This window comes from Phenylobacterium sp., from assembly GCF_020402505.1.
Taxonomy (GTDB): Bacteria; Pseudomonadota; Alphaproteobacteria; order Caulobacterales; family Caulobacteraceae; genus Phenylobacterium.
This window is the reverse complement of the sequence record NZ_JADBZL010000220.1, coordinates 1-21,999: the sequence shown is the minus strand read 5'-3', so window position 1 is coordinate 21,999 and position 21,999 is coordinate 1. Positions and strand designations below refer to the sequence as shown.

Below are 21,999 nucleotides of genomic sequence, written 5' to 3'. Positions count from 1 at the left end.
CGCCGCGCGGCGCGAAGCCTGGCCCCGGTCCGGCGCCGCCGCGGGGACCGCCGCGGCCGCCCCTGCGTCCGAACATCTCACCGAGGATGTCGCCGAAGTCCGTCGCATCAAAGCCGCCACCGCCGCCGCTGCCGAAGGGACCCCCCTGTCCGGGGCCTCCGAACCCTCGAAAGACCTCCCGACCGTCGGCGTCGATTTCGCCGCCGTCGAACTTTCGGCGCTTGTCCGGGTCACCCAGAAGATCAAAGGCGGCGCTGACCTGCTTGAACCTCTCCTCGGCGGCCTTGTCGCCCGGGTTGGCGTCGGGATGGTGCTTCTTGGCCAGCTTGCGGAAGGCCTTGCGGATGTCTTCGGCCCCGGCGCTACGCGGAACGCCGAGGACCTCGTAGGGATCTCGCGCCACGGGAGTCACCTCAGCAGGGAAGAGTTACTGGCTGTGAGTTAGGGTCCGACGTCAGGTCCGCAAGGGCAAGTGTTGCGCAAATATCACTCTTGGGACGATCAGGCCTCAGTCCTCCAGACCGCGTTCGTCGAGGAGGTCGGGCGCGGCGTGGTCGACCATGTCGTCCTCATTCGCCAGCTCCGTCTCGCTGAGGGTCTGCCCACGCACGGACACCCCCGCCCGGTGGACGCTCTCGGGATCCCCGCTCACCAGAGGATGCCAGTCCGCCAGCCCCCGGCCCTCCTGGAGGCGTCGATAGGCGCAGGAGCGCGGCATCCAGCCCAGACGGGGGATGATTTCCGGCGTCAGGGTGATGCAGTCCGGCACCTCCCGCTTGCGGTCCGGATAGTTCGAGCAGCGGCAGGTGGCGGCGTCGAGCAGGCGGCAGTGCACCCGGGTCGGGATGATCTCGCCCGTGTCGGCGTCTTCGAACCGGACGAGGCAGCACAGACCGCAGCCGTCACAGAGGCTCTCCCACTGCTCCGGCGTCATCCGGTCGAGAGGCGTGGTTTCCCAGAAGGGCCGGGTCATGACGACTGTCTAGCTCCAGGGCCGACGCCGCGCCAGTCCGGGGGTTGGAGGCCGGGGCCCCGGGGGGTAAGGGGGGCCATGAAGCCACCTGTCCTCGCCCTTCGGCAGGTCCGCCTCGCGGACGGCCCCCGAATGCTCTTCGATGGCGTAGACCTGGCGCTGGAGCCCCGCTGCCGGGCCTGTCTGGTCGGACGCAACGGAGCGGGCAAGACCACGCTCCTGCGCATCCTGGCCGGCGAGGTGGAGGCGGACGAAGGCGAGCGAACGCTGGCGCCTGGCCTTCGCATCGCCTGGGTTCCGCAGGAGCCGGTGATCGGCGGCCCGACCGTCCGGGACCACGTGGTCGCCGCCGGCGCCGCACCGCACGAGGCCGACGCCGCCCTGCAGACCTTTGGCCTCGACCCCGGAAAGTCCAGCGAGGGCCTCTCCGGCGGCGAGGTCCGGCGCGCCGCCCTGGCCGCCGCCTTCGCCCGGGACGCCGACGTCCTGCTGCTGGACGAGCCGACCAACCACCTCGACATCCCGGCCATCGCCACCCTGGAGTCGGAGATCGCGGCCAGCCGGGCGGCCGTCCTGCTGGTCAGCCACGACCGGGCCTTTCTGGAGCGGGTGTCGGACCGCTGCTTTTGGCTGGAGGGACGCCGCGTGCGCCGGCTGGACCGCGGCTTCTCGCACTTCGAGGCCTGGGCCGAGGGCATCGCCGCCGCCGAGGCCGAGGACGCCCGCCGGCTGCAGAAGCGGCTTGAGCAGGAAGAGCACTGGATGCAGCGCGGCGTGACCGCCCGCCGGGCCCGCAACGAAGGGCGACGGCGCGCCCTCCTTGAGTTGCGGGCGGCCCGCGCCGAACGCCTGCGCGACGTCCGGGGCCAGATGAGCCTGGAGGCGGTCGCTGCGGAGGGCTCGGGTCAGCGGGTGGCGGAGGTCCGGCGGATCTCCAAGGCCTGGGGCGGCCGGACCGTGATCCGCGACTTCTCCACCCGTATCCAGAAGGGCGACCGGGTCGCGATTGTGGGGCCAAACGGGGCGGGCAAGACCACCCTGGTCCGCATGCTGGTGGGCCAGCTGGAGCCGGATTCCGGCAGCGTGAAGCTGGGAACCGGACTGGAGGTGGCCTACCTGGACCAGAGCCGGGCCGAGCTGAAGCCGGACATGACAATGCGGGACGTCCTCGCCCCGCTGGGCGGCGACCAGATCCTGGTGGGCGGCAAGCCCTGGCACGTGGCGGCCTACGCCAAGTCCTTCCTGTTCACCGAGGCGCAGCTGCGCCAGCCGGTGCGCAGCCTGTCCGGCGGCGAGCGCAACCGCCTCCTGCTGGCGCGGGTCCTGGCCGCTCCGTCCAACCTGCTGGTGCTGGACGAGCCGACCAACGACCTCGACATGGACACCCTGGACCTCCTTGAGGACGCGCTCTCCGAATATGCCGGGACCCTGCTTCTGGTCAGCCACGACCGGGACTTCATCGACCGGCTGGCGACCTCGACCATCGCCCTGAACGGCCGGGGCGACATCGTAGAGACCCCCGGCGGGTGGAAGGACTTCGAAGCCCAGAACCCGGGCTTCCTGGGTCCGCCCGCCCGCACTGCGGCCGGTCCGCGCAAGGCCGCGCCGGCCGCCGGCTCGGCGCCTGCAGCGGCGCGGCCGGGAAAGCTGTCCTATCGCGACCAGAGGCGGCTGGAGGCGGCCGAGGCGCTGGTCGCCAGCCTGCCGGAGCAGATCCGGGACCTGGAGTTGCGTCTTTCGGATTCCGGCTTATACCGCCGCGACCCCGGCGCCTTCGAAGGCCTGACCGCGGAGCTTGAGGCGGCTCGCTCCCGCCTGGAGACGGCCGAGACCGAGTGGCTGGAACTGGAGGAGCTCAAGGCCAGCCTGGCCTCCGGCGGCTGACCCTCAGGGTTCCTGTGGAGATCGGCCACGAACTGGATTCGCTTCCGAAATTCGCGTCATCCACCGAACTTCCACAGTTCGCTCACAGCCTGTCCACCCCCTCGCCCACGCGCAGCGGATCAGGAGGCCTTGCCGGGCGGGCGGGCCGGTGAGAGCGTGGGGACGTCGAGAGGCGACGCGCGGTGAACGGAAGGGGCGACCCGGACGGCGCCGGGTGGGAGGGCCGGATCGGAGCGGACGGCGGGGGCGACCCTGCGGGAGGCTCAGGATCGCGGTTCCGGGCGCGGCGGAACCTGCGGGGCGACCTGCAGGACCTCAGCCGACCCGCCTCGGGACTCAGATCTCCCAACGGATCTGAAAGAGGGCGGCGGACCGGGCGACCGGTGCGTCGCCCTCTTGCCGTGGGCCCTTTGCGAAAGGGGACCTTCGCGGTTGCCTTCCCCTGAAAGGCGCCTAGTTTGCCGGGGACGATCCCACGCCCGGAGGCCGCACCATGAAGTTCATCCGGACAATCGCCATCCTGGCCATCGCGGGCCTGGTCTGGGCCTGCTCCCCGCCGAAGGCCGCCGGGACGGGAGGTGCGGACGCCGGTGTGATCCGTTTCGCCACCGACTGGCGCGCCCAGGCCGAGCAGGGCGGCTTCTACCAGGCCCTCGCCACCGGCGAGTACGAGAAGCGCGGCCTGAAGGTGCAGATCATCCAGGGCGGGCCCGGGGTGAACGTCCCCCAGCTGCTGGCCGCGGGCGCGGTGGAGGCGGGGATGGGGTCCAACAGCTTCATCGCCCTCAACCTGGCCAACCAGGGCGCGCCCGTGAAGGCCGTCGCGGCCATGATGCAGAAGGACCCGCAGGTCCTCATCGCTCACCCGGACCAGGGGATAGAGCGGATCGAAGACCTGAAGGGGCGGCCGATCCTGCTTTCCGACGCTTCCGTCACCGCCTTCTGGGTCTGGCTGAAGTCGAAGTACGGGTTCGAGGACGCCCAGATCCGCAAGTACACCTTCAACGCCGCCCCATTCCTGTCGGACAAGTCGGTGGCCCAGCAGGGCTACCTGACCAGCGAGCCCTACACGATCGAGAAGACCGCCGGCCTGAAGCCCAAGGTCTTCCTGCTGGCGGACAACGGCTATCCTTCCTATGCGGCCATGATCCTCTTTCCCCAGTCCCTGATCGACAAGGACCCGGCCCGGGTCCGCGCCTTCGTGGAGGCGAGCGCGGCGGGATGGAAGTCCTACCTTACAGGTGACCCCAAGCCCGGCGACGCCCTGATCCTCAAGGACAACCCGGAGATGACCCAGGACGTGCTCGACCAGGCCCGGGAGAAGATGCGCCAGTACGCCCTCGTCGAGGGCGGGGACGCCGCCGGCGGCGGGGTCGGGGTCATGACGGACGCCCGATGGAAGGCCTTCGCCGAGATGGCCATCACCCAGGGCGTCTATCCGAAGGGCCTCGACTACACCAAGGCCTACACGCTCGACTTCGTCCGGCCGGCGGCGGGGAAGTAGGCGGTGAGCATCGCCGCCGCCCTTGAGGACGTCGAGGTCGACTATCGCGGGCGGGGTCGCGCGCTGGGCCCGATCTCCCTGACCGTGGCGGAGGGCGAAATCATCGCCCTGGTCGGCCCCTCGGGCTGCGGCAAGTCCACCGCCCTGCGTCTCCTCGCAGGACTGGAGCCGGCCAGTCGCGGCCAGGTGCGCCGGGCCGCCGGGCGGGGAGAGACCTCCGTCGTCTTCCAGGCCCCGACCCTCGCCCCCTGGATGAGCGCCGGCGCCAATGTCGCCCTGCCCCTGGAGCTGGCGGGGACGCCGAAGGCGGAGGCCCGGAGCCAGGCGGCCGAGGCCCTGGCCAGGGTCGGCCTTGCGGGGACCGAAGGCTCACGCCCGGCCCAGCTCTCGGGTGGGATGGCCATGCGCGCCTCCCTCGCCCGGGCTTTGGTGACCCGCCCCCGTCTGCTGATGCTGGACGAGCCCTTCGCCGCCCTTGACGAGATCACCCGGCGGACCCTGGCCGACGACGTCCTGGCCCTCTGGTCCCAGACCCGTCCGGCCATCGTCTTCGTCACCCACAATGTCGAGGAAGCGGCCTACATGGCTGAACGCATCGTGGTGCTGACCCGGGGGCCCGGTCGCATCGCCGGGGAGGTCCGGGTGGAGGCGCCCCTGCCCCGGCCGCCGGGCTTTCGGACCTGGCCTGTCTTCACAGAGGCGGCGGAGACGATCTCGGCCCTGCTGGCCCGGGGGGCGGAGGCCGGACCATGAACCGGCTGACGGACGCCCTTGCGCCGCTGGGGCTGATCCTGCTTCTCCTCGGGGCCTGGGAGCTGGCCTGTCGCATGACTGGCGTGCCGGCCTACTTCCTGCCGCCTCCGTCGCAGGTGGCCGTGGCGGCCGCGGAGGGCCTGCCGGTCCTGGTTCCGGCCGCCTGGAACACCCTCTCCGTGGCGCTTGTCGCCCTGGCGCTGGCGGCGGCCTGCGCGCTTGCCCTCGCCATCCTTGTCGGGCTAAGCCCGCTCATTGAGCGGGCCGTCCGCCCTCTCGCTTCGGCCCTGCAGGTGACCCCGGTCGTGGCGGTCGCCCCGCTGATCCTGATCTGGGCCGGGATCGACCACCCGGAGCGGGCGGTCATCGCCCTCGCCGTGCTGGTGGCCTTCTTCCCCATCTTCTCCGGCGCGGTGACGGGGCTGCGGTCTGCGGACCCGGACCTCGAGCGCCTGTTTGACCTTTACGGGGCCAATCGCCTGCAGAGGGTGATGCGCCTCCGCCTTCCCGCCGCAGTTCCCTTCCTGATGGAGGGGCTGAAGGTCGGCGCGGGACTGGCCATCATCGGTGCGGTCGTAGCGGAGTTCGCCGCCGGATCCGGCGGCGTACGCGGCCTCGCCTGGCAGATCCTGGACGCCGGGAACAAGCTCCAGACCGACCGGATGATCGCCGCCCTGGTGGTGCTGGCGGTGATGGGAGTGGCCGTTCACGCCGGCCTGGAGCGCCTGGAGCGCGCGGGCCTGAGATGGTGGCGCGGACGTTAAGTGTTTGATTCTGCTCTCTGGTGATGCTGTTTTACCTTCAGGCTTGAAGGGTTCTTTATGGGCCAAGTCCTACATTGGGGCGCTGCAACGACCAAGATGGATATTCCCGCAGGCCCCAGGTATGCCCACTCGACTGCGCGACGGTCGCAGGGGAAGCCGCCGAGGCGTCCGCACGCTGAGCGACTGCGAGCCCAGATGTCACTGAAGCCTGTCGCGAGCCCGCCCCACTGGGAACCGGGGTGACGCCTTTGGACCCGACGGATCATGCTACAGGATTTGCTTTCGCATGAGGGAAGTGCGTGCGACCGCGCCCTCCTCTGAGCCGCGCGTCATTTTCAGCACGACAGTAGATTGGGGCGCTTCACGTCTCCAGCTGCAGCTCGTGCTTTCGGATACTCCTCCACCTGATGCACTGCTCACGTCGGTGCGAGGTGTCGTCTTCCAAAGAGGTAAAGTGGTGATGGTGACAGATCCCGATGGATCCTTCCATGTGATGCCCGGAGGACGCCGGGAGACTAGCGAGGATGAACAGCGGACCCTGCGTCGGGAGATTGCGGAGGAGACTGGATACTCGGTCGCAGCCGCGACCAGGATAGGCCATCTGGCGTTCGAACATCTCACGCCCTGTCCACCTGGTTATCCATATCCATATCCATCCTTCATCCAGTCGTTGTTCGTTGTAGAGGCTGGCGCCTTTCGGCGCGCCGCGATCGTCAGGGATGGGTGGGAGACGAGTTCCAGACTGATCAGCATCCAGGCGGCCCTCTCCAAAGTGCGGCCAGACCAACGGGTTCTTCTTCGGGCCGCGATTGATCGACGCACACCCTGCGCATGATCTGATGTTATGCGAGGCGGCAAAGCAGACGATATTCTTACACCAGCAGGGGACGCCTCTCTCCGCCGCTCGCAGGTCCCATCATTGACGTGGGAGCGGTCAAACCTCGTCGGTATCGACGAATTCGAGCAGATCGCCCGGCTGGCAATCAAGATGTTTGCAGATCGCAGCGAGTGTGGCGAAGCGGATGCCCTTTACGTGCCCTGACTTAAGCAGGGAAAGATTGGCCTCCGTGATGCCGACATAAGCCGCCAATTCGCGGGACCGCACCTTTCGCCGGGCCAGCATCACGTCGAGTCGCACGACAATAGGCATACGTCAGACGATCGAACGGTTGTCGCGGTCGATCCGCACCGCCTCGGCGATCAGCGCGGCGACGGCGAAGAAGGATAAGCAAATCACCAGGAGAAGGACATCGAGCATCCTCAGGGTGATGGCCACCCCGTGCGGAACCAAACTCGTCAGCGATCCCAGGGTCGGCGCCGCGACGACGATGAACATCGATCCGCTCGCCAGCGCCGCAAAGCGATAGAAACCCGTCACGATCTTGCGGGTGAAGGGAAAGCCGCGTTCGAGCGCGCCGAGCACGCGTTCGAGCTGCAGCAGGGCGCCAAACAGGCCCAACGCCCCGATAAGCATCGCAGCGTCAACCCACGGGTTTCCGCCCGGATCGGCGCGGAGGACTTCAATGACGGGGTTGGAGGGCTTTAGCCACATCGCGAGAAAGAGTGCGACAAGGATGAGCGCGAGGCCCTGCACAATCCTTCGAACCCGCCGCACCGTCGGTGCGCCGGGCCATTGAGCCTTTTCCATCTTGACATCCCTTTCTGTAAAACAATAAAAGTTTGTTGAAAGGAAGATTGAATGCCTGTCGCGCCCCGCGTCAAGGGTCACGCACAGGTGCGCAGAAGAGGAGAGCAAAATGCGTGAACTCATCGTCGCGGGAAGTTTCTTCCTGCTGGCATTGGCCCCGTCAGGCGCGGTGAACGCCCAACCCGTACCTGCGGCTACCCAGGCGCAGAGCGACTCCGCCGAAATTGGTGACGTCATCAAACGTTTCGACGCAGCGATCCGCGCGCAGGATCTTGATGCGCTCAAGTCTGTCTTCCATGCGAACACAATCAGCTGGCGTGCGACCGGGCATCCCTCTTCCCGCGCGTGGATCGAGAAGGCGACGAAAGCCCCTGTTGCGGCGCTTGAAGACCAGGGGGCTTACCAAATCATCGGCGCCCCGGAGGTGAAGGGCTCAGCGCTTGCCGAGCGGTTCGGTCCGCCGATGATCGTCAGCGACGGACAGCTTGCGACAGTGACCTTCCGCTACGCCTTCACGGAGAACGACAAGGTGACCAACTGGGGCGCGGAAAGCTGGCAGATGATCAAGGGCGACAGCGGTTGGCGGATCGTAAACCTGCTCTTCTCGTACAATCTGCAGAACGTGGCGCCGATGCCGCTCGACCACCTGAAGTGAACGCGGCTCCCCGACCCGCGCCTGAACACCTGCGAATGAACTCGGCGGGCCTAGCTTGTCCGACGCTCCTCTCCAGGCCCTGAGAGCTGGCTTGGGTTTCCACCGAACCGGAGAGGAGCACCCTGAACATCGAAGCGGGTCCCTAGACGGAGCCACCGGCCCCATGAGCGTTTCGACATCGCTCGAAAGGGTTCACCCCTAAACGCCCTGCTCCTCGAAGTCGCCTGGCGCACAGCCGTTTTCAGGGACGCCGGGAACAAGCTCCAGATCGACCGGATGATCGCCGCCCTGCGGGTCCTGGCGGTGATGGGCGTCGCCGTTCACGCCGGCCTGGAACGCCTCGAGAGCACGGGCCTGCGCTGGTGACGCGGCCGTTAGGCGCCAGTTAACAGAGCCGTGGGTAAGATGTATGGTCGGGGGAGAAGTCCCGTTGTAGGCCGCAGAACCGCCCGTCGAAGGTGACCCGCGTATGAAGCATAGCGCCGCAGAGCTTATGGAACTGGCCCGGGATAGGTCCGGCGAACGCAGACGCGAACTCATGCACCGGGTGGCGGACATGTACTTCCAGTTCAGCCCGCGATCGGATGATCCGGCGCTGGGCCTGTTCGACGACATCCTGAACCAGCTGGCCCAGGAGATGGAAAGCAAGGTGCGGGCGGAGCTGGCCAACCGGATGGCTCTGGCGAGAACTCCGCTGGTGGGCCTGATCCGCTCCCTTGCCCTTGATGAGACCATCGACGTGGCCAGCCCGATCCTCCAGCTCTCGCGGTCCGTCGCCGAGGCGGACCTGATCGAAGTGGCTCGGACGCGCAGCGAAGCGCACCTTATGGCCCTCTCCCGCCGGGCGAACCTCCCGGTCAGTGTTTCGAACATGATCGTCGAGCGTGCCGAGGAGAGCACCCTGGAGGTGTTGCTCGCGAACGCCTCCGCCAACCTGTCGCGAGAGGCTCATGAGCGCCTGGTGGACAGGGCGATGGCGCATCCCGCTCTGCAAGGCGCCGTGGTCCGTTACGCCAAGCTTCCGGTCGACCTGCTGAACGAAATGTATTTCGTGGTGGAGGAGCGCTTGCGCACCGCGATCCTTCAGCGGAACGCCCAGATCAAGCCAGAGGAGCTCGACGAGCTTCTGCGGCAGAGCCGGGAACGGGTCGCGACCCGGAAGAGGCCCCTGCCGGAGGACTTCGCCCGGGCGCAAAAGACCGTCAAGGCCGCCGAGGTCCGGGGCGGCATCAGTCCCAGCTCCCTGGTCGGCTTCCTTCGAAGCGGGGACACCACGGCTTACCTGATCGCGATCTCACGCCTCGCCGGGGTGGAGTTCGAGACCGCCCGCAACATCCACGAGCGACGAGAGCTGGACGCCCTGTCGATCATCTGCAAGGCGGCCAGCTTCGACCGGGCGATCTTCATTACCCTCGCCGTCCTCGTGCTCGGACGCGAGAACAACCCCATGGGACGGGCCCGGGAGTACGGGGAAATCTACGACGCCCTGCCCCGGGAGGTCGCCCGCAGGACAGTGAAGTTCTGGGGCGGCCCGCAGAACTGATCCTGGGTCAGGCCTGCCGGCGAACCAGGCGGGCGTAATCGTCCATCAGGCTCAGGGAAATGTTCCCAGGCTTGAATGTGTACTCCCCGATCTCGGCAACCGGCGTCACCTCCGCAGCCGAACCCACGACAAAACACTCCGAGAAGTTGGAAAGCTCCTCGGGTCGGATGTGGCGCTCGATCACGTCAAATCCCTTGGCGCGCGCCAGGGCGATCACGGTCTGACGGGTCAGACCGTTCAGAAAGCAGTCCGGTGTCGGCGTGATGAGCGCTCCGTCCTGCACGAAGAAGACGTTCGAGCCCGTGCTCTCCGCCACATAACCGCGATAGTCGAGCATCATCGCGTCGGTATAGCCCGCCTTCTCGGCGGCGTGCTTGGACAGGGTGCAGATCATGTAGAGGCCGGTGGCCTTGGCGTGCACCGGCTCAGTATCCGGCGAGGGCCGGCGGTACTTCGCCCAGCAGAGCCGGATGCCCTGAGCCTTCTGTTCGGGGGAGAAGTAGGACGGCCAGTCCCAGACGGCGACGGCGACATGAATCCGGGTGTTCTGGGCCGAGACCCCGATCATCTCCGAGCCCCTCCAGGCGATTGGCCGGATGTAGGCGTCCTCCAGACCGTTGCGGGCGCAAGCGTCCTTGCAGGCCTGGTCGATCTCGTCCACCGTGAACGGGATCTCGAAATCCAGGATTTCCGCCGACTTGAACAGCCGCTCGGTATGCTCGCGGAGCTTGAAGATCTCTCCGCCGTACATGCGCTCACCCTCGAATACGGCGGAGGCGTAGTGGAGACCATGTGTCAGTACGTGCACCTTCGCCTCGCGCCAGGGCGTAAACTGGCCGTCCAGCCAGATCCATCCATCGCGGTCGTCAAAGGGAACAATTGACATTGGAAGTGTTTCTCCTTTCGCAGGTCGTTCCTTACAGCCCCGGGAAGGTCCGGCGTCAATGGGTTAACCTGCCCGGGCCCGGGAGGTCCGCGCCATGACGACATCCGCGCCCGCCAGCCCGCGCCACCTGCTTGTGGTCGATGACGACGACCGGATCCGGGAGTTGCTGAAGACCTTCCTCACCCGGTCGGGCTTCAGGGTCACTGTGGCTGCGGGCGCGTCGCCGGCCCGCCAGCTCCTGGAAGCCCTCGACTTCGACCTTGCCGTGCTGGACGTTATGATGCCGGGCGAGGACGGCCTGTCCCTGATTGCGTGGCTGAGGGGCCGCCCCGGACGAACGGGCCGCCTGCCCGTCCTCATGCTGACCGCGCGGGGGGAACCCGGGGATCGCATCGAAGGCCTCAGGCGGGGCGCCGACGACTATCTGGCCAAGCCCTTTGAACCCGAGGAGCTGGTCCTGCGCATCGAGGCCATTCTCAGACGGGCGGCGGAGGGGCCGGCCAACGGGGGATCGGGTCTCAGCCTGGGTCCCTGCATCTTCGACCCGGGAAGGGGCGAACTGATCCGCGACGGACGCCCCGTCCGTCTCACCGAGGCCGAGGTCAGCCTCCTTCGGCGGCTGGCCCAGAGCCCGCACGAAGCGGTCGAGCGCCGTGATCTGATCCAGCCCGATGTCGACCCCTCCGGCCGGGCGATCGACATCCAGGTCACGCGTCTGAGACGCAAGATCGAGACCGACCCCCGTTCTCCGCGCTACCTGCAGACCGTACGCGGGATCGGCTATCTGCTGGCGCCCGACTGATGGCCCGCTTCGGTCCAGCCCCGGACGCCTGGCGACGGCTGATCAAGCGCAGCCTCCCGACCACCCTCTATGGGCGCACCTTTCTGATTATCGTCCTGCCGGTCGCCCTCATGCAGCTGGCGGTGGCCTGGGTCTTTTTCGACGCCCACTGGCGGACGGTGACCATGAGGCTTTCAGAGGGCCTCGCCGGCGACATCGCCTGGGCGCTGGAGAGCTACCAGGACGACCCGACCCCGTCGGGATTGGCGCGCACGGCCGGTCGTGCGGAAAGGTCCATGAGCCTGTCCATCGCCTTTCAGCCGGACAGGCCCCTGCCGGAAACCCGCCGCCGCAACGCCCTGGCGGCGGTGGATTCCTCCCTTCGGCAGGCCCTGGCCGCGCGGATCGACGCGCCCTTCTGGTTCGACACCACCCGCTACCCGGCCTACGTCGACATCCGGGTCAGGGTCCAAGGCGGGGTCCTCCGGATCCTTGCGCCCAAGGAGAGGGCGGTCGCCACGCAAGGCCTGATCTTCCTCGGCTGGATGGCGGCGGCAACCCTCATCCTGACGGGGGTCTCCCTGCTTTTCATCCGCAACCAGGTCCGGGCCATCGAACGCCTCGCCCAGGCGGCGGAGGACTTCGGTCGGGGTCGGGACGCGCCCGCATTCAAGCCCCATGGCGCCCGCGAGGTCCGCCAGGCCGCTCAGGCCTTCCTGGCCATGAAGGCCCGCATCCAGCGGCACATCGAGCAAAGGACGGCCCTTCTGGCCTCGGTGAGCCACGATCTGCGCACCCCACTGACCCGCCTGCGGCTTGAGCTTGCCCTCGCCGAACCCGGCCCGGCCACACAGGCCATGAAGCAGGATCTCTCGGAAATGGAGCACATGATCGACGAGTACCTGGCCTTTGCGCGGGGAGAGGGTGGAGAGCAGGCCATTGATCTGGACATCGCCGACCTGGTGAGGGAGGCCGCCGAGGGCGCCCGCCGCACCGGGGCGAAGGTGGATGTGGCGGCGCCGGCGCCGGTTCCCTTCCGCGGGCGGCGCAGCGCCCTCAAGCGGGCCGTCGCCAACCTGATCGGCAACGCCGCCGCCCACGGCCAGGTGGTTCGGGTGGCGGTCGAGGCCACGCCATCCGGGATCAGCGTCCGGGTCGATGACGACGGCCCCGGCATTCCCCCGGAACGGCGCGAGGAAGCCTTCAGGGTCTTCAGCCGTCTGGATGAGTCCCGGAACCAGAATACCAAAGGGGTCGGTCTGGGCCTGGCCATCGCCCGGGACGCCGCCAGAAGCCACGGAGGCGACGTACGGCTGGAAGACTCGCCCCTCGGCGGCCTGCGCGCAGTCCTGAGACTGCCCGGTCTGGGTAAATTGACGTAGGGGAAGAGCGGATGGTAGCTTCAAACGGTCAGACTGGAGCTCCCATGACACCTTCCAAGACAGCCTTCCTCGCCAGCATCGCTCTGGCGCTTTCCGCCAGCGCGGCCTTCGCAAGCGCCTCTCCGGTTGGTGTCTGGTATACTCAGGACAAACAGGGAAAGGTTCGTATCGCCCCCTGCGGCGACAAGCTGTGCGGCGTTATCATTTCAGGCCGGGGCAAGGATGGGAAACCTGCCTCTGATGCGCGGGACGACGCCAATCCGAACCCCGCCCTGAGAAGCCGCCCGATCCTCGGGCTCCAGATTCTCCGCGACTTCAAGCCCGCGGGACCGGGGCGCTGGGCGGGCGGGAAGATCTATGACCCGAACACCGGACGGACCTACGACTCCAAGCTCAGCCTCACCGCGAGCGGCGTCCTGAAGGTCGAGGGGTGCATCTCGGTGATCTGCCAAGCTCAGAGCTGGACCGCGGCGGACTAACTCCCAAGCTCAGCCGAACGGCGCGCCGCGGCGGCGACGGCGGCCTCCAGCAGAGGACCCAGCCCGCCCTTGCCCATCAGGACCTCCAGGGCGGCCTCGGTCGTGCCGTTTGGCGAGGTCACCTGGCGGCGGAGTTCGGCAGGGTCCTCGCCGCTGGCGTCAAGCAGGGCTGCAGCGCCGACCATGGTGGCTCGAGCGAGGTCACGGGCGGCGTCGGCCGGCAGTCCGGCGGTGATGCCCGCCGCCTCCAGGGCCTCCACGAAGGCGTAGAAATAGGCCGGCGCCGAACCTGAGACCCCGGTGGCGGCGTGCAGCAGGTCTTCCCTGGGGAGATCCACAACGGTGGCGACCGGACCGAAAAGAGCGCGGGCGCGACGGCCCGCCTCTGGGTCGGGGGCGAAGAGGCTGGCGACACCCCGGCCCACCGCTACTGCGGTGGTCGGCATGACCCTGGCGACCGGACGTCCCCCGAAGGCTTCTGAGATATCGCCGGCGCAGACGCCGGCGGCGACCGAAATGATCACAGCGTCGCGATTGAGGTCTCCGGCGATGGTCGCCGCCGCCTGTCGCCAGACCTGGGGCTTTACGGCGAGGAAAACCGTACCGACGCGGGCCAGATCCGCCGGACCGGGAGACAGAAGGGCGCCGGCCCGCCCTGCGGCGCGGGCCGCATCGGAGGGCGACGGATCAAGGATCATCAGGTCCGCGGCCGACGGGCCGCCAAAGCGGCTCCAGCCCTCAATGAGGGCGCCGCCCAGGCGACCGGCGCCAAGCATCAGAACAGGGGTCATGGCCGCCTCCTCTTCCGCTCCATTAGTGCGCGCGCCGCGAAAGGGGAACCCGGGACCGCCGGCTCAGGCCACGCCAACCGTCTCGAACATGCAGGCGGCGAGGGCTTCGGCCGGCGGCTTGCCGCATCGGATCAGAAAGTCGAAAGCCGGGAAAAAGCGCTCGGCAGCCTCCATGGCCACGTCGATCATCCCGGCGGTCTGACCGAGACCCGGGTATTCGCCGGGAAGGAGGGGCGTTCCAAAGCGGAACAGGATTTCGCCGTCGTCCCGCATTTCGAACAGACCCAGGGACGCCCGGGCGTTGACCCCGGCGAGAAGTTCAAACACCTGCCCGCGGAGGCTGTCGGGGGCGCACATGTCGAGGGACAGGCTCACCTGGAGGCAGTCGACGTCAGGGCGCCAGGTGAAGCAGAGGCCGAAGTCCCGCCAACCGCCCGACAGAGTGAAGGCGACGTCGCCGCACTCCGTCCTGTCGAACTGCAGGTTCTCGGCCTCGAGGACATGTTCGACCACGTCCAGGGGGTCCTGGCTGAACAGGCCCTCGTCCTCGGACAGGGGAGATTCCATGCGGCTGAAAGCCTCCTCGCTGAGCTCGAATCGTCGATCTCTTGAGGACAGGCTAATCCGGATCGAGAGATTCCCTACAGCGGGATTCACCCCTTATCGGCGGCAATCAGCCCGGGACCTGTGGATCATTTTGCCGCAGGCTTGCGGGGAGCGCGGGCCCGAGGCGCTGAACGAAGGCTCGCAACCTCCTCACGGAGGGCGACGACCTCAGCGCGGAGGGCGTCCAGCTCATCGCGACGGACCAGGTCCAGTTCCGCCACCCAGCGATCAGCCTGGGCGCGGAAGGCGGCCTTGGCCTCATCGCCCGCACTCTGGGCGAGGCCCATGGCGGCGTTGGTCAGGCGGGCCATTTCGTCGAGGAAGGGGTTCTGTGTCTGCATGCGCCGAATATGGGCCCTTCGGAGGTGAAAGCGAAGGGGTTCTCGGCTAGACCATGGGTCCGTAGTGACACGGAGACCCGCCTTGGCCCTGCCTTTCCCGCAGATTGATCCCGTTCTGATCCAGATCGGGCCCCTGGCCATACGGTGGTACGCCCTGGCCTACATCTTCGGCATCCTCGCCGCCTGGCGTTACGCAGGCGCCATGATCAGCCGTCCGAGCCTGTGGGGAAGCCGTGCGCCGCCTGTGGACAAAGCGGCGTTGGAGGACCTCGTCCTGTGGATCACCCTGGGGATCATCGTGGGAGGAAGGCTGGGCCACGTCTTCTTCTACACACCGGCAATCCTGGTCACTGACCCGCTGGGGGTCTTCAGGGTCTGGAACGGCGGCATGAGCTTCCATGGCGGCTGCCTGGGGGTGTTGGTGGCGGTCGGCATGTTCGTCCGCCGGCGGGCCCTGGATATCTTCTCCCTTGGCGACATGGTGTGCGCCGTGGTTCCCATCGGCCTCTTCCTCGGGCGGATCGCCAACTTCATCAACGGTGAGCTCTGGGGGCGACCCACGAACCTGCCCTGGGCCATGGTCTTCCCCGCCGCCGGTCCCGAGCCGCGGCATCCCAGCCAGCTCTACGAGGCCGCCCTCGAGGGCGTTGTCCTGTTCCTGATCCTGCGGTGGGCGACCCACAGGGCGGGGCTCCTGTCCCGGCCCGGGGTGACGGCCGGACTCTTCTTCGCAGGCTACGGCCTGTTCAGGATCCTGGTCGAGACCGTCCGGGAGCCCGACTTCTACATGCCCGCCTTTCCCCTTGGACTGACGATGGGGATGATCCTCAGCCTGCCTATGGTGCTGTTTGGCGCCTGGCTGGTCCGCCGCGGCCTCGCCGCCGGTCCGGACGCCAGCCCCAGGTGAGCCTCGCAGCGCGGATCGCCGACCGAATCCGCACCGGCGGCCCGATCAGCGTGGCCGAGTACATGCACCTGTGCCTGCATGATCCTACGGACGGTTACTACGCCACCCGGCCGGCCCTGGGCGCAGAGGGCGACTTCATCACTGCGCCCGTCGTCAGCCAGATGTTCGGCGAGCTCATCGGCCTCTGGATGGTCGAGCTCTGGCGCCAGATGGGCCGGCCCGCCCCTGTCCGGTTGGTGGAGCTGGGACCGGGCGACGGGACCCTGATGTCCGACCTCCTTCGCGCCGCCCGCCTTGAGGTCGGGTTCCTGGAGGCCGCCGAGATCTGGCTGGTGGAGCCCTCCGGCCCGTTCCGGGAACTCCAGAGGCGCCGGCTGGGCCCGGCCCCGATCCACGCGGACCGGTTGGAAGATGTTCCTGCGGGCGCGCCTCTCCTGCTGGTCGGCAACGAGGTCCTGGACTGCCTTCCCGCCCGCCAGTGGGAATGGCGCGGAGGCGCCTGGAAGGAGAGGCGTATCGGGCTGGAGGGCGATCGGCTGGTCTTCGGCCTGGCGCCGGCGCCCCGGATCACGTTCGCGGCGGCTCCGGCCCGGGAAGGCGCCGTCCTCGAACACTCCCCGGCCCAGGAGGCTCTGGGATCGGCAATCGGGGCCCGGATCGCCGCCGAAGGGGGCGCCGCCCTCCTTGTTGACTATGGCCGGGCGGAGGCTGGACTGGGCGATACTCTTCAAGCCCTGCGAGGGCATGTCCGGGAGGATCCCCTTGCTCACCCGGGGCGGGCGGACCTCACGGTCCACGCCGACTTCCCGGCCGTGCTGGCCGCCGCCCGGCGGGAGGGAATCGAGACGGCCGGGCCGGTGTTTCAGGGCCGCTTCCTTCAGGCCCTGGGCCTCGGGGCCCGGGCCGCCGCCCTGGCCCGGATCCACCCCCGGGACGCCGCCCGGCTTGAGCGCCAGGTGGAGCGGTTGACCGCCCCCGACCAGATGGGCGAGCTCTTCCTGGCCGCCGCCCTGCACTCCCCTGGCCTTCATCCGCCGGGTTTCGGAGCTCCGCCATGACTGCAACCGCCGTCGAGTTCCTGACCTCGCCAAGGCTGGAGGTCCCCGGCGTCCGCCACGCCTTCTTCACTCGCAGGGGGGGCGTTTCGAAAGGAATCTACGCCAGCCTCAACCTGGGTCGGGGATCCGGCGACGACCCGGCCGCCGTCGCCGAAAACCAGTCCCGCGCGGCAGCGACCCTCGGCCTTCCCGCTTCCAGCCTTTCCATCGCCTACCAGGTGCATTCCGCCATTGTTCACACCACCGACGGGCCCTTCGGCGAAAACCGCCCCGAAGGCGATGGCGTGGCGACGCGGACCCCCGGCGTCCTTTGCGGCGCCCTGGCCGCGGACTGCGCCCCGGTGCTGATGGCCGATCCCGAGGCCCGTGTGGTCAGCGCCGTCCACGCCGGGTGGCGCGGAGCCCTGTGCGGCGTTCTTGAGGCCGGCGTCGCCGCCATGGCCGGACTGGGCGCCCGGCCGGACCGGATCCTCGCCGTGATCGGCCCCTGCATCGGCCCCGAATCCTACGAGGTCGGGCCGGAGTTCCGCGACCAGATCGTCGCCGAAAACCCGGAGAGCAAAGCCTTCTTCGGCGCTGGCGACGGGGACCGCCTGCGCTTCGACCTTCCCGCCTACGCTCTGGCCCGCCTGAGGCGTTCGGGCGTGGTCCACGCCGAATGGATCGGCGCCGACACCTACGCCGACGCCGGGCGTTTCTTCTCCAACCGGAGGGCCCTCCACCGTGGCGAGGCCGATTTCGGCAGGCTCCTGTCCGCCATAACCCTGGTCTGAACCCGATTTCGGGACGCCGGGCCTTGCCCCCTTCACCCTCCCTGCCTACAAGCGCCGAAGGGCGAGGTGAGGCGGAGAGTCCCGATGAAGCTGCTGGCTGGCAACTCCAACAGGACCCTGGCGGAGGCCGTCGCCGCCCACCTGGACCTGCCCCTGACCCGGGCGCAGGTGAAGCGCTTCGCAGACAACGAAATCTTCGTCGCCATCGACGAGAATGTCCGCGGCGAGGATGTTTTCGTCATCCAGTCCACCAGCTACCCCGCCAATGACAATCTCATGGAGCTGCTGATCTGCATCGACGCCCTGAAGCGGGCGTCGGCGCGGCGGATCACGGCGGTCATGCCCTACTTCGGTTACGCCCGGCAGGACCGCAAGACCGGCGGCCGGACGCCCATCTCCGCCAAACTTGTGGCCAACCTCATCACCCGGGCCGGGGCCGACAGGGTCCTGACGATGGACCTGCACTCAGGCCAGATTCAGGGTTTCTTCGACATCCCCACGGATAATCTGGTTTCCGCCCCCCTGATGGCCAGCGACATCAAGGCCCACTACCAGAAGACCGAAGAGTTGCTGATCGTGTCGCCCGACGTTGGCGGCGTTGTGCGAGCCCTGGCTGTGGCCAGCCGCCTCAACGCGGAACTGGCGATTGTGGACAAGCGCCGATCAGGGCCAGGAAAGAGCGAGGTCGCCAACATCATCGGCGACGTCGACGGCCGCCGCCTGATCCTTTTTGACGACATCGTCGATTCTGCAGGCACCCTCTGCAACGCCGCCCAGTCCCTGATCGACGCCGGGGCGGTGGAGGTTTCGGCCTACGTCACCCACGGCGTGCTGTCCGGAGCGGCTTATGAGAGGGTCCAGAACTCGGTCCTGAAGGAACTGGTGATCACCGACTCCATCGAGGCGACCTCCCAGGTGGCCGGGGCTTCGAAGATCCGCATGGTGTCCTGTGCGGCCCTGATCGGCGAAGCCGTCCGCAGGATCGCCAACGAGGAATCCGTCTCCAAGCTGTTCGACTGAGGCCCCGGGTTGTCGCAAGCGAGTGTCAATGACACGACGAATTTCCCTTCGTGCAGCCTCAAATGTAAGATTTGACCTTCGCGGCCACGCGCGCCGGGCGGGGACAAAGTGTTGTCGCCGCGCGATGGCCCAGTGTTGCAGAGAGAGGCTAGCGGTCGTGGGAAAGCGCCAAGGAGGGTACACCGCCGTGACGCCCTATTTGACGATCGCGGGCGTCATGACCGCGTTCGACTGGTACGCACAGGCCTTCGGCGCTGTCCCCGGGCGAATTCTGCAAATGCCCGACGGCGTCGTGGCTTTCGCCGAAATGCGCATCGGCGACGCGTTCGTGATGCTTTGCGACGAGAGCCCGGCGTTCCAGAACCAAGGTCCATGAGCGATGCGCGGGCGGCGCAACTTCTGGCTGATCTCCTGGCGTGAGGTCGTATTGTTCCATTGCGCTTATCAAGAGGCCTAGCTGAGATGCGGGCGCCCTACAATGTTCTCGTCCTTCCTTATCGCCAGGTACCTGGAGGTTGGGAGTTCTGCGTGATGCGGCGCTCCGATGCCGATTATTGGCAAGGTATCGCAGGAGGGGGCGAAGTGGGCGAGGCTCCCCCGGTCGCCGCGAAGCGTGAGGCGGAGGAGGAAGCAGGGATCCCTCAGTCAGCGCCCTACTGTCGTTTGGACAGCATGGCTAGCGTATCCGTGCGGCACTTTCCGGCACATCGGTTCTGGACCGAACATCGGTACGTTATTCCCGAGTATTGCTTTGGAGTTGATGCCACTGGCGTGGGAATCGCTCTATCTGACGAGCACACGGAATTCCTTTGGGGCTCCCATGATACTGTGCGGGACAGACTTCATTGGGACTCGAACATCACCGCGCTTTGGGAGCTCGCGGAGCGGCTTGCGAAGGGCGACTTAAATCTAGTGTAAGCTGACCTGCCTTGCACCTATGTGTCACTTTGGAGGCTAGGTGGAAAAAGGCGACCTGAGCGATGTGGTTCGTCCGAGCAGGCCCTGCAAATGATTCCCTCACCCGCCCGACAAAGGTGTTGGGATGCAGAAGGGCGGCGAGGCGATCTTCGACCTGCTGGTGTGTCTCGCCGCGGGGGAGTGTCCGATGTTCTGTGTAAGCGGCGTTTTGGGTCATTGATCGCGCTCTCAGCGAGCTGAGAGTGCGAAGCGGTCGCCGAACAGGACGGCAAACTGGCCCATGGCGGCGGTCCAGGCAACGGGGCGTCGCCACAGACTGAGGCGCCGGGTTTGCCCGGTCCTTCGAAGCAGGCGATAATGCCCCATATATCCGCAATACCCGCCGCGGGAGCCCCGGGGAGCGCCATCACATGTTCCGACAGATTTCCACCCGATCCCGACTGACCACCATCGCCTTCACCGGGCTGATCCTGGCGGCCTGTGGACCCGAGAAGCCGGCCCTGAGCGTCGCCCCGAGCAAGCCGCCCGAGGTCACGGTGGGCGCCCGGATCGTGGACCAGGCGGGGGCCTACAGAAACTTCATCGACCGCACCTCCGCCATCTCTCCGGCCTTTGTGGACGGCTCGATGGTGGCGAAGTCGGTGGAAGCCGGCAGCGCCATCGAGTCCGGACAGATCATGCAGGGGATTATTGGCTATGGCGCGATCGTCGCCCTTGAGGATCCCGCCTTCGTCGCCGGAGTCCGGGCCCAGGCCATCGGTGAGGTCCAGCGTCAGCAGCTGGCCGAGAGCCTGGCGGCGAACCCCTACAATGTCCTCGCCATCAGCGGGTCCAGCTCGGCGGCCAGCCGGGTCGCCCTTGTCCTGGCCGAGGACGGCCAGCGCCTTTACGACGCCGGCAAGGCCGTGAAGCAGGCCGCCTATGATGTCCAGAAGCAGGCCTGGTCCAAGAAGGAAGTCGCCAACCGGACCGGTCGCCTGGCGAACGCCAAGTCTCTCTCCGCCGTACAGTTCGACAGCGATCTCGGCGAGGCGGAGTTGAGGGCGCATGCGGCGGGCAGACGCCCCCCCGGCGGCCCTGTGTCGCCACCCTACACCCAGACCGTGGTCCGGTCGGTGGCCGTGGCGGCCATGGCCGTGCTCGGCCAGGCCGGAGCCCTTCGAAATGATACCGTCAGCGCCGTGATGCAGGACCCGAACATCGGCAGCTGCGCGCGCATGACCAAGCTCAACCTCAACCAGTGCCTGGCCGTGTCCAAGCCCTACTACGAGGACATCTTCTGCCTCGGCCAGCACATCATGATGGACAGCGGCCGATGCGTGATCCGGGCGGCGGGCCTGCCGGAGCCCTATGAGGCCCGTTTCGTCCCGACCGTGCGTCCGCTGAAGCCTGCGCCGGCGCCCACCCGCCGGACCGCGCCGAAGAAGAAATAGGTCTGACGCACGACGGCGCTGAGGCGTTGCAAGGGTCCGGCGTTTTGTGTATCTAGCCGCACCCTTCGACCCCTTTCGGGTCGTCCGTCGCCGCGCGGCGTCCGCGCGGCGGTTTCGTTTCGAGGCAGGGCCATGGCCGATATCATTCTGAACGTCGAAGTCCGCGATCGCACGGGAACGGGCGGCGCCCGGGCCACCCGTCGCGAGGGCAAGGTCCCCGGCGTGCTGTACGGCGGAGCCAAGGACCCCGTGGCCATCGCCGTGAAATCCAACGAGTTCCGCAAGGCGCTCTACACCGGCAAGCTGCTCGGCCACCTGGTCACGCTCAAGTATGGCGAGGAGACCCAGCCGGTCATCGCCAAGGCCGTCGACATGCACCCGGTCACGGACGAACCCTGGCACTTCGACCTCTACCGCGTCGATGAGCACCAGCAGATCCGGATCGCCGTTCCCGTTCACTTCCGCAATGCTGACGCCTCTCCCGGCCTGAAGCGCGGCGGCACGCTCAACGTTGTCCTGCATGAGGTCGAACTGAGCTGCCCGGCCGACCATATCCCCGAAGAGATCATCCACGACCTGACGGGCCTGGACATCGGCGAGACCATCCGTATCAGCTCGCTGAAGCTACCCGACGGCGTCACAGCGGCGGCCTCGGGCAACCTGGTGGTCGCCACAGTGGCCGGGTCGGCTGCGGCCGCCTCCGCCGCCAACGCAGAAGGCGCCGAGGCCTAGGGCCTGACGCCGACCCATGCTGATTCTGGCCGGCCAGGGCAATCCGGGGCCGGCCTACGCCGGTAACCGGCACAATATCGGCTTCCGGGCAGTGGACGCCATTGCGGCGCGTTGGGGCTTCGGGCCTGAGCGCAGCCGCTTCCAGGGCCTGGCCCGCGAGGGGGCGAT

The 21,999-nt window shown here is 67.6% G+C and carries 26 protein-coding genes and 1 pseudogene; 19 read left to right on the top strand and 8 right to left on the bottom strand.

What is annotated here, in order from left to right; genetic code table 11:
* The coding region (locus IM632_RS14255) for a J domain-containing protein (protein ID WP_296552512.1) at window positions 1–403 on the bottom strand (403 nt) is incomplete at its 3' end.
* A 105-nt stretch (window positions 404–508) separates the two neighbouring features.
* Window positions 509–973: a YcgN family cysteine cluster protein gene (locus tag IM632_RS14250; RefSeq protein WP_296483355.1), complete on the bottom strand. Its 465-nt coding sequence runs from the start codon at window positions 971–973 to the stop codon at window positions 509–511.
* 78 nt (window positions 974–1,051) lie between these two features.
* Here IM632_RS14250 and IM632_RS14245 point away from each other — a divergent pair, with 78 nt between their 5' ends.
* The 5 genes from IM632_RS14245 (at window position 1,052) to IM632_RS14515 (ending at window position 6,713) form a co-directional block, all read left to right on the top strand.
* Window positions 1,052–2,857 (top strand): ABC-F family ATP-binding cassette domain-containing protein, encoded by a 1,806-nt coding sequence (locus IM632_RS14245; protein ID WP_296504172.1) that lies wholly within the window; start codon window positions 1,052–1,054, stop codon window positions 2,855–2,857.
* A 493-nt stretch (window positions 2,858–3,350) separates the two neighbouring features.
* Entirely contained in the window at window positions 3,351–4,361 is a 1,011-nt protein-coding gene (locus tag IM632_RS14240) for an ABC transporter substrate-binding protein (RefSeq protein WP_296483359.1), read from the top strand.
* A 3-nt stretch (window positions 4,362–4,364) separates the two neighbouring features.
* Entirely contained in the window at window positions 4,365–5,114 is a 750-nt protein-coding gene (locus IM632_RS14235) for an ABC transporter ATP-binding protein (protein ID WP_293514156.1), read from the top strand.
* Window positions 5,111–5,878: an ABC transporter permease gene (locus IM632_RS14230; protein ID WP_296518396.1), complete on the top strand. Its 768-nt coding sequence runs from the start codon at window positions 5,111–5,113 to the stop codon at window positions 5,876–5,878. The genes IM632_RS14235 and IM632_RS14230 overlap by 4 nt, the downstream gene beginning before the upstream one ends.
* A gap of 286 nt (window positions 5,879–6,164) precedes the next feature.
* The gene (locus tag IM632_RS14515) at window positions 6,165–6,713 is read left to right on the top strand and encodes an NUDIX hydrolase (RefSeq protein ID WP_363278828.1); all 549 of its coding nucleotides are present in this window, start codon (window positions 6,165–6,167) and stop codon (window positions 6,711–6,713) included.
* A gap of 99 nt (window positions 6,714–6,812) precedes the next feature.
* On the opposite strand, the gene IM632_RS14225 is transcribed toward IM632_RS14515, so the two are convergent.
* Entirely contained in the window at window positions 6,813–7,028 is a 216-nt protein-coding gene (locus IM632_RS14225) for a helix-turn-helix transcriptional regulator (protein WP_293537368.1), read from the bottom strand.
* Between the two features lie 3 nt (window positions 7,029–7,031).
* Window positions 7,032–7,526, bottom strand: coding sequence for a DUF2975 domain-containing protein (locus tag IM632_RS14220; protein ID WP_293516263.1), 495 nt, complete (start codon window positions 7,524–7,526; stop codon window positions 7,032–7,034).
* 109 nt (window positions 7,527–7,635) lie between these two features.
* Here IM632_RS14220 and IM632_RS14215 point away from each other — a divergent pair, with 109 nt between their 5' ends.
* Together IM632_RS14215 and IM632_RS14210 are read left to right on the top strand one after the other, a co-directional pair.
* Window positions 7,636–8,181, top strand: coding sequence for a nuclear transport factor 2 family protein (locus tag IM632_RS14215; RefSeq protein WP_296483369.1), 546 nt, complete (start codon window positions 7,636–7,638; stop codon window positions 8,179–8,181).
* Window positions 8,182–8,650: 469 nt separating this feature from the next.
* A complete protein-coding gene (locus tag IM632_RS14210) occupies window positions 8,651–9,724 on the top strand; it encodes a DUF2336 domain-containing protein (protein ID WP_296483372.1) in 1,074 nt (357 codons plus the stop codon).
* 7 nt (window positions 9,725–9,731) lie between these two features.
* Here the strand turns inward: IM632_RS14210 and IM632_RS14205 are convergent, their stop codons facing one another.
* Window positions 9,732–10,610, bottom strand: a complete 879-nt coding sequence (locus IM632_RS14205; protein WP_296483375.1) for a branched-chain amino acid aminotransferase — start codon at window positions 10,608–10,610, stop codon at window positions 9,732–9,734.
* A 94-nt stretch (window positions 10,611–10,704) separates the two neighbouring features.
* Between IM632_RS14205 and IM632_RS14200 the strand changes: the two genes are divergently transcribed.
* From IM632_RS14200 to IM632_RS14190, 3 genes are read left to right on the top strand one after another with little or no spacing between them, the layout of a single operon-like run.
* Window positions 10,705–11,412 (top strand): response regulator transcription factor, encoded by a 708-nt coding sequence (locus tag IM632_RS14200; RefSeq protein WP_296483377.1) that lies wholly within the window; start codon window positions 10,705–10,707, stop codon window positions 11,410–11,412.
* Complete coding sequence (locus IM632_RS14195; protein ID WP_296483380.1) at window positions 11,412–12,773, top strand: ATP-binding protein; 1,362 nt, start codon at window positions 11,412–11,414, stop codon at window positions 12,771–12,773. Before IM632_RS14200 ends, IM632_RS14195 begins: the two co-directional genes overlap by 1 nt.
* 44 nt (window positions 12,774–12,817) lie before the next feature.
* Window positions 12,818–13,252 carry a DUF2147 domain-containing protein gene (locus IM632_RS14190; RefSeq protein WP_296483387.1) on the top strand — a complete coding sequence of 145 codons (435 nt, stop codon included), beginning with the start codon at window positions 12,818–12,820 and terminating at the stop codon, window positions 13,250–13,252.
* Here IM632_RS14190 and proC read toward each other — a convergent pair.
* From proC to IM632_RS14175, 3 genes are all read right to left on the bottom strand, one after another.
* Window positions 13,249–14,043 (bottom strand): pyrroline-5-carboxylate reductase, encoded by a 795-nt coding sequence (gene proC / locus IM632_RS14185; RefSeq protein ID WP_296483389.1) that lies wholly within the window; start codon window positions 14,041–14,043, stop codon window positions 13,249–13,251. The two genes, IM632_RS14190 and proC, sit on opposite strands and share 4 nt — an antisense overlap.
* A 63-nt stretch (window positions 14,044–14,106) precedes the next feature.
* On the bottom strand, window positions 14,107–14,610 hold the full coding sequence (locus IM632_RS14180; RefSeq protein WP_296483392.1) for a YbjN domain-containing protein: 504 nt from the start codon (window positions 14,608–14,610) through the stop codon (window positions 14,107–14,109).
* A 125-nt stretch (window positions 14,611–14,735) separates the two neighbouring features.
* A complete protein-coding gene (locus IM632_RS14175; RefSeq protein WP_296483396.1) occupies window positions 14,736–14,990 on the bottom strand; it encodes an accessory factor UbiK family protein in 255 nt (84 codons plus the stop codon).
* Window positions 14,991–15,078: 88 nt separating this feature from the next.
* On the opposite strand from IM632_RS14175, the gene lgt reads away from it, so the two are divergent.
* From lgt to IM632_RS14135, 9 genes and pseudogenes are all read left to right on the top strand, one after another.
* Entirely contained in the window at window positions 15,079–15,897 is an 819-nt protein-coding gene (gene lgt, locus IM632_RS14170; RefSeq protein WP_296483481.1) for a prolipoprotein diacylglyceryl transferase, read from the top strand.
* On the top strand, window positions 15,894–16,955 hold the full coding sequence (locus IM632_RS14165; RefSeq protein WP_296483400.1) for an SAM-dependent methyltransferase: 1,062 nt from the start codon (window positions 15,894–15,896) through the stop codon (window positions 16,953–16,955). Before lgt ends, IM632_RS14165 begins: the two co-directional genes overlap by 4 nt.
* On the top strand, window positions 16,952–17,728 hold the full coding sequence (gene pgeF, locus IM632_RS14160) for a peptidoglycan editing factor PgeF (protein ID WP_296521594.1): 777 nt from the start codon (window positions 16,952–16,954) through the stop codon (window positions 17,726–17,728). Before IM632_RS14165 ends, pgeF begins: the two co-directional genes overlap by 4 nt.
* A gap of 84 nt (window positions 17,729–17,812) precedes the next feature.
* Window positions 17,813–18,748 (top strand): ribose-phosphate pyrophosphokinase, encoded by a 936-nt coding sequence (locus IM632_RS14155; protein WP_293512950.1) that lies wholly within the window; start codon window positions 17,813–17,815, stop codon window positions 18,746–18,748.
* Window positions 18,749–18,935: 187 nt separating this feature from the next.
* On the top strand, window positions 18,936–19,124 hold the full coding sequence (locus IM632_RS14150) for a hypothetical protein (protein WP_296483405.1): 189 nt from the start codon (window positions 18,936–18,938) through the stop codon (window positions 19,122–19,124).
* A gap of 86 nt (window positions 19,125–19,210) precedes the next feature.
* Window positions 19,211–19,666: an NUDIX domain-containing protein gene (locus IM632_RS14510; RefSeq protein ID WP_363278824.1), complete on the top strand. Its 456-nt coding sequence runs from the start codon at window positions 19,211–19,213 to the stop codon at window positions 19,664–19,666.
* A gap of 410 nt (window positions 19,667–20,076) precedes the next feature.
* A complete protein-coding gene (locus tag IM632_RS14145) occupies window positions 20,077–21,099 on the top strand; it encodes a hypothetical protein (RefSeq protein WP_296483408.1) in 1,023 nt (340 codons plus the stop codon).
* 132 nt (window positions 21,100–21,231) lie between these two features.
* Window positions 21,232–21,831 carry a 50S ribosomal protein L25/general stress protein Ctc gene (locus IM632_RS14140; RefSeq protein WP_296502477.1) on the top strand — a complete coding sequence of 200 codons (600 nt, stop codon included), beginning with the start codon at window positions 21,232–21,234 and terminating at the stop codon, window positions 21,829–21,831.
* 16 nt (window positions 21,832–21,847) lie between these two features.
* Window positions 21,848–21,999, top strand: a pseudogene (locus tag IM632_RS14135) (aminoacyl-tRNA hydrolase); the annotation flags it as partial.

Excerpts from the sequence above, each read along its gene's own strand:
- IM632_RS14250 (WP_296483355.1), bottom strand. The coding sequence starts at position 973 with ATGACCCGGCCCTTCTGGGAAACCACGCCTCTCGACCGGATGACGCCG.
- IM632_RS14245 (WP_296504172.1), top strand. The coding sequence starts at position 1,052 with ATGAAGCCACCTGTCCTCGCCCTTCGGCAGGTCCGCCTCGCGGACGGC.
- IM632_RS14240 (WP_296483359.1), top strand. The coding sequence starts at position 3,351 with ATGAAGTTCATCCGGACAATCGCCATCCTGGCCATCGCGGGCCTGGTC.
- IM632_RS14230 (WP_296518396.1), top strand. The coding sequence starts at position 5,111 with ATGAACCGGCTGACGGACGCCCTTGCGCCGCTGGGGCTGATCCTGCTT.
- IM632_RS14515 (WP_363278828.1), top strand. The coding sequence starts at position 6,165 with ATGAGGGAAGTGCGTGCGACCGCGCCCTCCTCTGAGCCGCGCGTCATT.
- IM632_RS14225 (WP_293537368.1), bottom strand. The coding sequence starts at position 7,028 with ATGCCTATTGTCGTGCGACTCGACGTGATGCTGGCCCGGCGAAAGGTG.
- IM632_RS14220 (WP_293516263.1), bottom strand. The coding sequence starts at position 7,526 with ATGGAAAAGGCTCAATGGCCCGGCGCACCGACGGTGCGGCGGGTTCGA.
- IM632_RS14215 (WP_296483369.1), top strand. The coding sequence starts at position 7,636 with ATGCGTGAACTCATCGTCGCGGGAAGTTTCTTCCTGCTGGCATTGGCC.
- IM632_RS14210 (WP_296483372.1), top strand. The coding sequence starts at position 8,651 with ATGAAGCATAGCGCCGCAGAGCTTATGGAACTGGCCCGGGATAGGTCC.
- IM632_RS14205 (WP_296483375.1), bottom strand. The coding sequence starts at position 10,610 with ATGTCAATTGTTCCCTTTGACGACCGCGATGGATGGATCTGGCTGGAC.
- IM632_RS14200 (WP_296483377.1), top strand. The coding sequence starts at position 10,705 with ATGACGACATCCGCGCCCGCCAGCCCGCGCCACCTGCTTGTGGTCGAT.
- IM632_RS14195 (WP_296483380.1), top strand. The coding sequence starts at position 11,412 with ATGGCCCGCTTCGGTCCAGCCCCGGACGCCTGGCGACGGCTGATCAAG.
- IM632_RS14190 (WP_296483387.1), top strand. The coding sequence starts at position 12,818 with ATGACACCTTCCAAGACAGCCTTCCTCGCCAGCATCGCTCTGGCGCTT.
- proC (WP_296483389.1), bottom strand. The coding sequence starts at position 14,043 with ATGACCCCTGTTCTGATGCTTGGCGCCGGTCGCCTGGGCGGCGCCCTC.
- IM632_RS14180 (WP_296483392.1), bottom strand. The coding sequence starts at position 14,610 with ATGGAATCTCCCCTGTCCGAGGACGAGGGCCTGTTCAGCCAGGACCCC.
- IM632_RS14175 (WP_296483396.1), bottom strand. The coding sequence starts at position 14,990 with ATGCAGACACAGAACCCCTTCCTCGACGAAATGGCCCGCCTGACCAAC.
- pgeF (WP_296521594.1), top strand. The coding sequence starts at position 16,952 with ATGACTGCAACCGCCGTCGAGTTCCTGACCTCGCCAAGGCTGGAGGTC.
- IM632_RS14155 (WP_293512950.1), top strand. The coding sequence starts at position 17,813 with ATGAAGCTGCTGGCTGGCAACTCCAACAGGACCCTGGCGGAGGCCGTC.
- IM632_RS14510 (WP_363278824.1), top strand. The coding sequence starts at position 19,211 with ATGCGGGCGCCCTACAATGTTCTCGTCCTTCCTTATCGCCAGGTACCT.
- IM632_RS14145 (WP_296483408.1), top strand. The coding sequence starts at position 20,077 with ATGTTCCGACAGATTTCCACCCGATCCCGACTGACCACCATCGCCTTC.
- IM632_RS14140 (WP_296502477.1), top strand. The coding sequence starts at position 21,232 with ATGGCCGATATCATTCTGAACGTCGAAGTCCGCGATCGCACGGGAACG.